8 protein-coding genes and 1 other annotated feature are annotated in these 13,379 nt (G+C 26.9%); of the genes, 1 reads left to right on the top strand and 7 read right to left on the bottom strand.

All coding sequences use genetic code 11. The features are described 5' to 3' along the window. Positions 1-70: 70 nt before the first annotated feature. Positions 71-3,442 (top strand): hypothetical protein, encoded by a 3,372-nt coding sequence (locus Q1K13_RS06670; RefSeq protein WP_300348695.1) that lies wholly within the window; start codon positions 71-73, stop codon positions 3,440-3,442. Between the two features lie 49 nt (positions 3,443-3,491). Here the strand turns inward: Q1K13_RS06670 and zapA are convergent, their stop codons facing one another. The 7 genes from zapA to rplT form a co-directional block, all read right to left on the bottom strand. Continuing rightward, positions 3,492-5,246, bottom strand: a complete 1,755-nt coding sequence (gene zapA / locus Q1K13_RS06665; RefSeq protein ID WP_300348693.1) for a cell division protein ZapA — start codon at positions 5,244-5,246, stop codon at positions 3,492-3,494. Positions 5,247-5,461: 215 nt separating this feature from the next. Next, positions 5,462-7,843: a phenylalanine--tRNA ligase subunit beta gene (gene pheT, locus Q1K13_RS06660; protein WP_300348692.1), complete on the bottom strand. Its 2,382-nt coding sequence runs from the start codon at positions 7,841-7,843 to the stop codon at positions 5,462-5,464. A gap of 24 nt (positions 7,844-7,867) precedes the next feature. Continuing rightward, positions 7,868-8,887, bottom strand: a complete 1,020-nt coding sequence (gene pheS / locus Q1K13_RS06655; protein WP_300348690.1) for a phenylalanine--tRNA ligase subunit alpha — start codon at positions 8,885-8,887, stop codon at positions 7,868-7,870. 306 nt (positions 8,888-9,193) lie between these two features. Then, positions 9,194-9,424: a binding site (T-box leader), on the bottom strand. Between the two features lie 540 nt (positions 9,425-9,964). Then, on the bottom strand, positions 9,965-10,738 hold the full coding sequence (locus Q1K13_RS06650) for a TrmH family RNA methyltransferase (protein ID WP_300348689.1): 774 nt from the start codon (positions 10,736-10,738) through the stop codon (positions 9,965-9,967). A 26-nt stretch (positions 10,739-10,764) separates the two neighbouring features. Continuing rightward, entirely contained in the window at positions 10,765-11,430 is a 666-nt protein-coding gene (locus tag Q1K13_RS06645; RefSeq protein ID WP_300348687.1) for a potassium channel family protein, read from the bottom strand. A gap of 18 nt (positions 11,431-11,448) precedes the next feature. Beyond that, on the bottom strand, positions 11,449-12,789 hold the full coding sequence (locus Q1K13_RS06640; RefSeq protein ID WP_300348686.1) for a TrkH family potassium uptake protein: 1,341 nt from the start codon (positions 12,787-12,789) through the stop codon (positions 11,449-11,451). Between the two features lie 228 nt (positions 12,790-13,017). Then, positions 13,018-13,377, bottom strand: a complete 360-nt coding sequence (gene rplT / locus Q1K13_RS06635; RefSeq protein ID WP_300348683.1) for a 50S ribosomal protein L20 — start codon at positions 13,375-13,377, stop codon at positions 13,018-13,020. Between the last annotated feature and the right edge of the window lie 2 nt (positions 13,378-13,379).

The raw sequence follows: 13,379 nt of genomic DNA, 5'->3' as shown, positions 1-13,379 counted from the left end.
ATTACTTTTTGATATATCAAAAACAAATTTTTTTAATATAATATAATGTAATTTAATTAGGAGGTATATTATGTATAATCTATCTAATTTTGTTGTAAATCTCAATCAAAATTCATTAATAAATTTAATCACTAATGATACAACTGATTTAATATTTAAAATAGAAAATAAAGATCTAGATAACCAATTATTTAACCTATCCTTTGAAATTACTTTGGGTGATGGTATAGAGTTACTTAATTCAAGTATAGACTATTCTAGTTCGCTAAATAATAATACTTTTACTTTTACTAATATTAAAGACTTAGCCCCAAATGAGCTTAATTTTTCATTTTCTATAGAGATAAAACTTAACCCTACTAATACTTCTGGCGAAGAACTCGATTTTGATTCATTAATCTCATGTTCATTTAAAGCTTTTGCAGATACAATGCCACGTGGAAATTATGATATTGGTAATGAAATTATAGAAAATACAACAAATTTTTCTATAAAGGTTAGTAAATATATAATAACTAAAGAAATCCCTCCTGTAATTTTACTTGGAGAAACTTATACTAGTAAAATCATAATTAAAACTGCCTTTAATTCTGGAATAACTTTTGATACACTTTATGATTTTCTAGGTAATGGAATACAGTACCTTGGTAATATGATAATAGAAGGATTTAATTCTAATGCTTTAATTAATGTTATTATTACGAATCCAACTAATGATACAAATAGTTATATACTAACTTGGAACAATGTTGAAATACCTGAAAATAGTATTGTAGAGATATCATTCAAATTTAAAGCTAATGAAAAATTTTATAAAAATGGTTTGATAGATGGTTTATATATTGAAAATAACACTTCTATTTTAAATGAGCTTAGTTGGAGCATAAATAATGAATCCTTTCTATTACAATATATAATTACTGCATTAGAAATTTTAATAAAAATAGAGTCATCTAGCTATTTGGTAGATGTTTATTCACTAATAACTTATAAAATAATGTTTTATTGCAATTTATATCATGGACTATTAAATTTAACCGGTTTTTTAACAACAAGTGATGGCCAAATTTTAGCTGATGAAAGTTCTCCTATAATGTTTACCTCAAAAGATATTTCTGCTGCAGGAATAACTAAAGCAACTTGGAATATTGGAAATATCGATGTTTCTTCTAGTACTACTATTACAATCGATTCTAATATATCAAATCAATATATAGGCACAAATTTAGATATACTAGCTGGTGATACCTTTACAACCATTGCTGAATGTAATGCAGTTAGTCTTGCAACAAATAAAACTATTTCTGCATATGATTCTTTAACCTTAAATTCAAGAATACCAGAAGTTAATAAAACAATAATTAACTATTACTATAGAGATAATACTCCTAAATCCCATTCTATATTAGCCCCTGGTGATTTCATTGAATATCAGACTATATATGATAGTTCAAATATTGAGGCAACTATTGGAAGAATAAAATTTTATGACTTTTATCCTTATGTAACTAAAGATATCTTAAATATAAACTACAATTCATCTTCTATTAATTATCTTACTACTTCAGGAACAGCTCTAGATCCTTATGGTGTTTTTTGGTTTTATCCAGAATTAAATGATGAAAATATAATAACGTTAAACTATAAAACTCAGTTAGATTATCAAAGTTTTAATAATGTTTTCACATCAAACTTATTTAAAATACAACTCCTAAACTCAAATGGGGTTGCTTTTTCAAATAGAAGTCAAGTTAATTTCAAAATAGGAAGCCCAAATATCGTGATAAACAAATCTGTTTTTGGTAATAACCCTAATCGTATAAAAATTGATGAAACTTATACTGTAAATATAGTAATTGAAAACAAAGAAAATAATATTGGTATTACAGATGCATTTAATATAAATCTAACAGAAACCATTGATGAAAACTTAATAATCATTCCAGAATCCATAAATGCATCAATTAATGAAAATTCTTTAATAACTAATTTATCTAATAATATAATAACATTAACAATTGATAAACTAGGAATTTCTGAACAACTCATATTTTCTTATGTTGTAAAAATTCCTCAAACATTAGGTCCTAATCAAAAATTCAATCTTAAAACTGAAACAACTAATCCATATTCTCAAAATTATGATCCTAACTTGGAAAATTTTCAATATGATAACAATAATATAAATAAGACTATAAAACTTAAATCTCAAAATATTAATTTAAGTCTAAATACTGATGAAGTTAATAAAATCATAGGTGATATAGTATCTTATACTTTTAATATTAATATTCCTATTGGACAACGTTTATCTAATTTTTATGCATTAATATTACTTCCAAATAATCAAGAGTACTTGAATGAAGCTACTTTAAATGGAGAAATTATAACTGCTAATTTTGAAAATAACACAATAGTATTTCCTATAATTAACGATATTGATACAACTAGTAGTTCTCTATTTTTTAGTTATGAAATTAAATGTAAAATAAATAACTCCATAGTTTCAACTTCAAATCCAATCTATACTTTAGAAACTTATTATGGGAATCTAAACTATTTGACCTTAACCAATGAAAATAAAAATATGGGTTTAAGTTCAACATTAAAAATAAATCATCCTTATATTTCTTTGGATATAGGATCTTACGGCATAAAAAATGGATTCATTGAGCCATACTCAACTGATATTTATAATTTTGTTTATACAAAAATTTCTTTAAACAATCTTGGTAATGTATTATCTAAAAATATTGAATTAGTAACTACTCTTCCAGATAACTTAATTTTCAAAACAATAGATTTTAATGATTTCGATATGACTTATTCTTTTGATGACTTAACAAAAGAGTTAACTTTTAGAATTGATACTTTAGATAAGCTTAGTGAAAAATTTATTATAATTGAATCACAAATTAATGATATAGTTCTAGCAGAAACTGTGCTATTGATAACTTCAAAAATTTCTCATTATTATAACTCTTTATCTGAAACTAAAATTTATAATTCTCCAAATATTTATACTAATGAGGTATTTGTAAATAGCCTATTCACCTTTACACCTTTATCTTTTTATTCGCTTACAGGAAGTGATTCTGCAATAAATTTATCTAAACCTGGCGAAGAAACTTCTATAGAATATATATTAACTAATACTGGTCAAGGAATTGATGAATATTCTTTAAATATAATGCCAATAGATTACACATATGATTTGTATATTGGATCAGATTTCATAACAAACGTTCCAGCATATACTTCATTATCAATTTCTCCACCCCAATTAAGTAATATTTCTAAAAATACAAGTATATATATTAAATTAGTTTATACAATTCCTAGCGATACTTTAGATTTTTATAGCATTTTAATGATAACAGTTACTTCTAATATAAATATAGGAAATTCTAAAACTATTCCAACTACACTTCAAGACCCATAAATAATATTATTTTAAAAGGTATGAATATTAAATATTCATACCTTTTTCTTTATTTTTTTCTTAATAATACATTCTCTTTTTTCTTAGAAGTTGCTAATTCAAATTGAACATCATTATATTTTTTCTCTAAGTCTAAAACTTTATATCTAGCTGTACGGAATTCAGCTGCTAATTCTTTATTTTTATCTAAAAGAAGACCTTTATCTTTTTTTAGTTTCTTAGCATCTTCTATAAGAATTTCAAATTCAGCTTTTTTGCTCTCTAATTCTTCTTTTAAAGATTTAATTTCAACTTCCATCTCTTCAGAAACTTTCTTACCTAAAGCTTCCTTTTCTTCTAAAGCAAGTTCAATATCCTTTTCTAAACTAGTTATTTGTTCTTTAAAATTATTACACTGATCCTTAATAAGTTCTTTTTCTTCACTTAAAAACTTTACATCCTCTTCAAGTTTTTCATTCTCATTCTGAATCTTAGTATTTTTATCTTCTAAATCTACATTCTTTTCTTTAAGCATTTCAATTTCTTTATCTAAAGAAGTAGCTTTTTCTTCTATTTCTTTGAAATTTATTTTTAACTTTTCACTTGATGAAGATATAAATTCATTTTCCTCATTTAAAGCTTTAATTTTAACTTCAAATTCTTTATTATTAGCCTTTAAAACTTCATTATTAACTGATAACTTTTTATTTAAATCCTTTAATTCTTGAATTTCATTTTTAAATTCTTTGCAAGATTTACTCAAAGAACGCATTTCATTTAAAGCCTTTAAATTTTCTTCTCTTAATTTTTTATTATCAATTCTAGATTCAGCAAACTCAATCTTTAAAGCCTCAGCATCTTTGCATATATTTTTATTTTTCTCTTCTAAATTAGAAATCTCATTTTTAGATTTATTTAAATCAGTTTTTAAAGTTTTACCTTCTAATGCTAATTTTTCATTTTCTTCTTTTTGAGATTTATTTTTTTCTTTTAGTATATTAATTTCCTTATTTAAATCCTCTACTTTTTTCTTTGATTCATTGACTATGGCACTTAATCCATTATTCTTTTCTTTTGAATCTCTTAATTCTTTTTCTAAGTTTAAGTTCTTACTTTTCACAGAATTAAGCTCATTATTTAAATTCTTTTCTTTATTCTTAGAATCATTTAATGCCTTGTTTAATTCATTATTTTTATTTTTCAATTCTTTAATTTCTTTATTTATCTTATTATTTTCGCTTCTTAATCTTTCATCAGAAGACTTTAAATTAGAATTTTCAAGTTTTAATTTTTCTATTTCATGATTTAATTTAGAAATTTCATTTTTTGAACTATTAAAATCAGCTTGTGCTAATTTCAAATCTTCTCTAGATTTTGTAAGATTAGAATTTAAATTATCACATTTATCTTTTAACTCTTTAATAGTTTTTTCAAGATTTTCCTTTTCTAACTCTAAATCTTTTATCTTATCTTCTAATTCAGTTTTTTCTGATGTTATTTTTTCAAGCTCTTCTTTTAAAGTAAGACTCTCACCTTCTAAAGCTTTAAGGTCTTCTACCTCTTTTTTAGATTTTTCTAGCTCATTTTTAACTTTTTCATAATAATCTATTAGTTGATTGTATTCTTCATTTCCTTTTAAAAGTTCATCTGCTATATTTAAAGATGTTAAAGATAAAACACCTAAAGCGCTTAGCTTATTATTCTTATTCACCATTTCTTGAATTCTTTCTTCCACATAAGCAGCTACTTTTTTTAGATATTCTCCATCTTCTTGACCTTTTAAATTATATTCAACGCCGTTTATTGTTACCGTAACAGTCGCCATACTCTCTTAAACACCTCTTACTTATATAAATTGTAGATTATGCTTTAAATTTTAAGTAATCTCTATAAATAAAAGAAAAAATAAATCTCAAAAAATGAAACTTATTTAACCCAAATTTTATATATAGAAATTAATATCTAATAAAAAGCTCCATAATAAAAATATGTTATGTATATTCTAACATATACATAACATATTTTAAATAATTTAAGCTATTATTGTTCTCTTAATTGAGCTCCTAACTTATATTCTAAACCTCTTAAGATTTTATCATGAACTTTGTTTATATCTTTATCTTTTAAAGTCTTGCTTGGATCTCTATAAGCTATAGCATAGGCAATACTCTTCTTACCTTCTGGTATTTGAGCTCCCTTATAAACGTCAAATAATTCAACCTTCTCTACTATTTGACCACCTGATTTTCTTATTGACTCTTCAATTTCTTGTACTAATATAGCGTCGTCAACAAGTAAAGCTATATCTCTAGTTATTGCTGGATACTTAGGTAATGCCTTATACGCTTTCTCAGTTTTTGAGAATTTATACATTGCATCTAAGTTTAGCTCAGCTACATAACAAGGAACATCTATATCGTAGTTTTCATTAACATCTGGGTGAATTTCTCCTAAAACTCCTAATGAAGTTTTTCCTAAAACTAACTCAGCTGTTTTTCCTGGATGATAGCTTGGATTTTCACTCATTCTCTTAAATGAAGCACTCTTAAGTCCTAATGTATTTAATAAGTTTTCAACTATTCCCTTTAAGTCAAAATAATCACATTGTCCATAAATACCTATTGTTAAGATGTTTGTTTCTGTTGGTAATTCATTTTCATCTGAATTTTTAGTATAAGTCTTTCCTAATTCAAATAATCTTACAACATCGTTACTTCTTGAATAGTTTCTTGCTAAAGATTCCATCATTGAAGGAAGTGTTGAAGTTCTCATCACACTATAATCTTCTCCTAATGGGTTCTTTATTTTAACTACATTTCTAAGTTCACTATCATCTTTTAAACATATTTTATCAAATACCTTTGGACTTACAAATGAATAACTTATTGATTGGTTTAATCCTGAAGCTAACATTGCATCTATAACTTTTTCATCTAATAATTGCTTCTTATCTTTAGCTTCTTTTTCTGTGCTAGTTGAAATTAATGTAGCAGGGATATTATTATATCCGTATATTCTTGCAATCTCTTCTGCAACATCTTCTCTTATATCAACATCTATTCTAAATGTAGGAACTAATATTTCTAAAGTATCTCCATTTATAGTTGTTTTTAAATCTAAACTATCTAAGCATTTTTTCATTTCTTCAGCTTCTAATGAAATTCCTAAAAATTTATTTACCCAACTAAGGCTTACTTCAAGATTTTTTTCTTCTTTAACCTTGTTATAAACATCTATTGTTCCTTCCATAACTTCCCCGCATCCTAATTCTTCAACTAAAGCACAAGCTCTGTCTATTGCTAAGGCAGCTAAGTTTGGATCTATGTCTTTTTCAAATCTTGATGAACTTTCAGTTCTTAATCCTAAATTTTTAGAATTAACTCTTATATTAGTTCCATCAAAATTAGCTGATTCAAATACTATTTCAGTAGTTTTTTCTGTAACACCTGAGTTTAATCCACCCATGATTCCAGCTAAAGCAACAATTTCTTCTCCATCTTTTATACAAAGAACATCTGAATTTAATTCTCTTTCAACTTCATCTAAAGTAGTGAACTTTTCACCCTCTTTAGCTCTTTCTACTACTATATTAGAAGATTTTAATTCGCTTCTATCAAAAGCATGCATTGGTTGACCAAGCTCTAACATAACAAAGTTAGTAATATCAACTATATTGTTTATAGGCCTTACTCCTGCATCTAATAATCTTTCTTGCATCCAAGCTGGTGAATGAGAAACTTTTACATTTTTAACTCCTCTAGCCATATATCTATTGCAAAGTTTGTCATTAACAGAAACTTTTATTTCATCATTTATGTTTTTATCACATTTAACTTCAAATTTAGTATTTGGCATTTTGTAAGTTTTTCCTGTTGTAGCAGCTGTTTCTCTAGCCATTCCAAGAATACTTAAACAATCTGGTCTGTTTGAAGTTATTTCAAAATCTAAAACTTCTTTATTAAGTCCTAAATATTCTTTTATACAAACACCAATTGGAGCATCTTCAGGTAAAATCATAAGGCCTATTATTTCTTTTCCATCAGCTATGCCTATTTCTTCCTCTGAGCAGAACATTCCATTAGAAACTACTCCTCTTAATTTACCTTTTTTAATCTTACTTCCATCTGCTAATACTGCCCCATGTAAAGCTACAGGAACTTTATCCTGCTCTTTCATATTATCAGCAGCTGTTACTATTTGAATAACTTCTGAACCTATATTCACTTGACATATTTTAAGTTTTTCAGCATCTGGATGCTGTTCTATCTTGTCTATTTGACAAGTAACTATATTTTCTATCTCTGCCCCAGCAGTTATAACCTCTTCTAACTTTGAACCTGATAAAGTTAAGGCATCTCCTAATTCTACTGCTGTCATATCTATATCAACGTAATCTTTAAGCCAATTAAATGGTACTTTCATCTTTTTTACCTCCTATTTTAAAACTTAGAATTGATTTAAGAATCTCATATCACTTTCGTATAATAATCTTATATCATCTATTCCATACTTAAGCATAACCATTCTATCTACTCCGAAACCGAAAGCAAATCCACTATAAACTTCTGGATCTATTCCACAATTTCTTAAAACTTGAGGGTGAACCATACCACAACCTAGTATTTCTATGAATCCTTCTCCCTTACATACTTTACATCCTTTTCCGTTACATACAAAGCATGTAGCATCCATTTCAGCTGATGGCTCAGTAAATGGGAAATGGTGAGGTCTGAACTTAGTTTTAACCTTATCACCAAACATTTTCTTAGCAAATAATTCTAAAGTTCCTTTAAGATCTGCAAATGTTACATTTTTATCTATAACAAGACCTTCCATTTGGTAAAATATTGGTGAGTGAGTGGCATCCACTGCATCTGATCTAAATACCTTACCTGGTGATATCATTTTTATTGGTGGTTGTTGTTTTTCCATTACTCTAGCTTGAACTGGAGAAGTCTGAGTTCTTAAAACTACATTATCATTTATGTAGAAAGTATCTTGCTCACTTCTAGCTGGATGGTTTTTAGGAATATTTAAAGCCTCGAAGTTGTAGTAATCTTTCTCAACCTCTGGACCATCCTCTATGGCAAATCCCATTGAAATAAATATTTTTTTCATTTCATCTAAAGTTTGTTCTAGTGGATGTTTCTTACCTATTGTTTGTTTCTTTCCAGGCATTGAAATATCTATAACTTCATTTTTTAATTTTTCTTGTTTTTCAGCTTCTTTAATAGACTTTGTTATAGCTTCTAATTCAGCTTCTAAAACCTCTCTTACCTCGTTAGCTAATTTACCAACTACTGGTCTCTCTTCCTTTGATAGAGCTCCCATTCCTCTTAATATAGTTGTAAGCTCTCCTTTTTTACCAAGATATTTAACTCTGATTGTATCAATAGTAGTACTATCTTTAGCATCTTTAATTTCAACTAAAGCTAATTCTTTAATTTGATTTAACTTATCTTGCATTTCCATTCTCCTTTCTTTGTAGGTAGTATAACTTAATATACTAGATTTTATCTTAATATAAAAATCTTACTTAAATCATAAAAAGTAGTAATAAAAAGTAAGTTAATAAAGATACAAGTATAAAATTTATGTTATAAAACTCACTATTTATTTAAGAATTCATTAAATCATAAAATTTATCTTATAAGACCTATTTAATAAAACTTTATAATTTTAATCTAGCTCATTATATAACTAAATATTTAATTAATCTTTTTAATTATTTCCATATTTTCAGAAAATAAAATAAACCCCATCCCTATAAACATAAGGGACGGGGTATTTATATCCGTGGTACCACCCTAATTAACACTAAAACAAAATTTAGCATTCACTTACTTTAAATTAACGACCTTGCCGCTAACTACTACTTTTATTTTTCATAGTTAGAACTCCAGAGTGAACTTCAATATAGCTTTTCTTAAAATGCTCTCAGTCTATGACATCTTTTCCCTGAAAAGAAACTTCTATACCTACTCTCTCTTTCAATGTTTTTATCTATTTAATTCAAAATATATTATACATATAATAATAGGCATAATCAAGAGTATTATTCTTTTTTGTCCTTTTAAACTAACTATTACTAAATAAAACAAAGCTTTTCAAACTTAAAACTTTATAATATAAAAACCCAAGAATTCTCTTAAATAAAAAGTTTTGTTTTAAACTAGTATTAATTTTAGAAGGAGCTTTATAACCTTCTTAATAAAAAGTTTAAAATTTAATTGAATATGGAATAATAGTAACCTTAAGAAGCGTGGTTGTTTTACCAAAGGAAATTTCTTAGCTCTAGACATTATTCTCAAATATTTAATAGGGATTCTCTGCGCAATTAAGTATTTCTGAAATGATAACTAAAATCAACACATTATTAAAAATAACCTAATAAAAAGGCCTTTGTAAAACCCAAATTTTACAAAGACCTTTTATGCTTATTAATTTCTTATATTAATTATTTTAACTTAATCCTTAAACACGAGATTTTAAATTTTTTTTACTTACTAAATTCCCTTATTAATAAGACAATATATAAATCTCTTATTTAAATGACTGTCTTATTTTTTCGTATATCATTACAGAAGTTGCTACAGCTACATTTAAAGATTCTGCATTTCCTGGCATAGGAATCTTAACCTTAATATCAGAAATTCCATAAACCTCATCACTAACACCATTTCCTTCATTACCTACGGCAATGATTACTTTTCCTTGTAGATTTTCCTCAAAGAAATTATTTTTCCCTTGAAGAGAACTTACAACTAACTTGTATCCTTCTTCTTTTAATGATTTTACATATTCTAAAGAGTCATCTTCAACAACAGGTATATAAAATATTGATCCCATAGTTGATCTTAATGTTTTATCATTATATATATCAACAGTTCCCTTAGTCATAATAATACCTGAGGCACCTGCTGCGTGAGCAGTTCTTATTATTGTCCCCATATTTCCTGGGTCTTGAACCTTGTCAACTAAAATAACCAATTCTCCACCTTTTAGTTCTTTGTTTTGCATATTTACAACACCTAAAACTCCCTGTGGATTTTCCGTTGAACAAAGCTGTTTTAATAAGACTTCATTCATTTGAATAAGTCTTATATTTTCTGGAATATTAGAAAAAAACTCTTCATTCTTCTCTTTAAAATTCTCAGTAAATATTATTGAGTCTATAGAAACTCCACTTTTTAAAGCTTCATCTAAAAATCTTAATCCTTCAATAATATATTTATTATTCTTTACTCTATGTTTCTTCTCTTTTAACTTTTTTATCTCTTTAAATAAATTATTATTTTTACTTTCTATTTCTAACAAAGCAAATAATCCTTTCTAGAAAGATACTAATGTTTGAATATCTTTCCTTCTAATTTTGTTAAATCTTCAGCAGAACCTATAGCTACAACTATGTCGTCTTTTTCTATTATATCGCTAGCATCTGGTGATATGTTAACTTCATTATGTCTTTTTATAGCCATTACGTTTATTCCATACTTACTTCTTAAACTTAACTCTTTCATATTCTTACCATGCCACTCTTTTGGACTTTCAATTTCTATAATTGAATAATCTGGTGATAGTTCTATATAATCTAAGATACTTGATGAAACTAAGTTATGAGCAACCCTAACTCCCATATCTTTCTCTGGTAAAATTACTCTGTCTGCTCCTATTTTATATAAAACTTTGGCATGCAAGTCACTATTACCTTTAGCTATTATATATTTTATTCCCATATCTTTAACAAGTAATGTTGCCATAACACTTGCTTGTATATTGGCACCTATTGTGACAACTGCCACATCAAAATTTCTTATTCCTAAAGTTCTTAATGCATTTTCATCTGTTGCATCCATTTGAACAGCATGTGTTACGCTATCTGATATTTCCTGAACTAAATCTTCATTTGAATCTATTGCTAGGACATCATGACCTAAAGCATATAAAGTCTTAGCTACTGATGCTCCAAATCTTCCTAATCCTATAATAACGAATTGTTTACTTGACATAAGCCATACACTCCTAACTTATCCTATTAATATTTTATCCTCTGGGAACTTATATGCACTAGGTTTCTTTCTATTAGCTAGTGCTAAAACCACAGTCATTGGGCCAACTCTTCCCAAATACATAGTAATTATTATTACAATTTTTCCTACAACTGAAAGATATGGTGTTAATCCTAATGTTAAACCAACAGTTGCGAAGGCTGATGTAACTTCATATAAAATATATTCTAAAGAAAACCCTGGCTCTGTTACAGCTAGTATTAAGGTTCCTAAAACAACAATACCAAATCCTATAAATAATACTGCAAAGGCCTTATAAACTAATTCTTTAGATATTCTCTTCTTAAATACTTCAGTATCTTCTCTTCCTCTAATTATAGAAATTAAAGTAAGAACAACTATACCAAATGTAGCAGTTTTGATACCACCTGCTGTTGATCCTGGTGATCCACCTACAAACATTAGTAATATTGTTAAAAACTTACCTGCTAATGTCATATCAGTTGTTGAAACCGAGTTAAATCCTGCTGTTCTAGTTGTAGCTGAAGCAAAGAATGCATTGGTTATCTTATCTCCCAAACTCATATTTTGAAGAGTATTAGGGTTATTATATTCAAATATGAACATAAGAATTGTTCCCCCTATTAAAAGAATAGCAGTTACCATTATTACAACTTTTGAATGTAAAGATAATTTCTTATATCCTTTGAAATTATATAACTCTGACCAAACAGTAAATCCTAATCCACCAATTATTATTAAGAATGCAATTGTTAATATTACTGTCTTATTATTAGCAAAGCTAACTAAACTATCTCCAAATAAATCAAATCCAGCATTACAGAAAGCTGAAATTGAGTGCCAAATACTGTAATATACACCTTTTGCAAACCCTAATTTAGGTATAAATTGTGTCGAAAGTAAAAGTGCACCTAACATTTCAACTGAGAATGTGAAAGCTAAAATATACTTCATCATTCTAACAAGTCCCTGAATACCAAAAGTATTCATAGCTTCTTGTAAAATAAGCCTCTGTCTTAATGTAATTTTTCTTTTAAGCATTAAGGCAAATAAGGTAGTAAAAGACATAAATCCTAATCCACCTATTTGTATTAAAATTATTATAACTGTCTTTCCAAAATAATTCCAATGTTCTGCAGTATTTAATGTTATAAGTCCTGTAACACAAACAGCAGATGTAGATGTAAATAAACTATCTAAAAAGGCTGTATATTCTCCACTTCTAGATGATATTGGAAGACTTAATATGGATGCACCTACAAATATAACCATGAAAAATCCTAAAGCTAATATTTGTACAGCGCTAAATTTTATTTTATTTGTCAGTTTAATATACATAATTAAACCCCCAACTTAAACTAAATATTATATTTTGGTTTGCTATTTATTATTATATCTTATTTTAAATCTACATATGTAAATAATTTAATTTTTATAAGTCAAAAATTAAATTTTATTTCAAATCACAAATAAGCTTAATTTTAACCAGATTTTAAAAACCTCTAATCAAAATTAAACTTATAATTTTGTATAAAAAAAATGCGAGATAAACTCGCATCTGATATATTAAGCGTTTATTTGCTTTTTAGCTAATTCAACTAAATCAGCAAATGCTTTTGGATCATTGATAGCTATCTCTGAAAGCATTTTTCTGTTTATATCAACACCAGCTAATTTCATTCCGTTCATGAATCTTGAATATGAAAGACCATTCATTCTTGTAGCTGCGTTTATTCTAGCTATCCATAATCTTCTGTAATCTCTTTTCTTTAATCTTCTTCCAACATAAGCATTTCTTAACGCTCTTATTACTGATTCGTTAGCAGTTTTGAATAACTTGCTTTTTCCACCATAGTATCCTTTTGCAAGTTTTAAAACTTTTTTATGATTTTTACGAGCATTTACCGCTCTCTTAACTCTTGCCATTT

It is taken from the genome of Clostridium sp. (assembly GCF_029267215.1).
GTDB lineage: Bacteria > Bacillota > Clostridia > Clostridiales > Clostridiaceae > Sarcina.
This window is presented reverse-complemented; position numbering and strand designations above follow the sequence as displayed.

Coding starts and splice junctions, on each gene's coding strand:
- Q1K13_RS06670 (WP_300348695.1), top strand. CDS start 71: ATGTATAATCTATCTAATTTTGTTGTAAATCTCAATCAAAATTCATTA.
- zapA (WP_300348693.1), bottom strand. CDS start 5,246: ATGGCGACTGTTACGGTAACAATAAACGGCGTTGAATATAATTTAAAA.
- pheT (WP_300348692.1), bottom strand. CDS start 7,843: ATGAAAGTACCATTTAATTGGCTTAAAGATTACGTTGATATAGATATG.
- pheS (WP_300348690.1), bottom strand. CDS start 8,887: ATGCAAGATAAGTTAAATCAAATTAAAGAATTAGCTTTAGTTGAAATT.
- Q1K13_RS06645 (WP_300348687.1), bottom strand. CDS start 11,430: ATGTCAAGTAAACAATTCGTTATTATAGGATTAGGAAGATTTGGAGCA.
- Q1K13_RS06640 (WP_300348686.1), bottom strand. CDS start 12,789: ATGTATATTAAACTGACAAATAAAATAAAATTTAGCGCTGTACAAATA.
- rplT (WP_300348683.1), bottom strand. CDS start 13,377: ATGGCAAGAGTTAAGAGAGCGGTAAATGCTCGTAAAAATCATAAAAAA.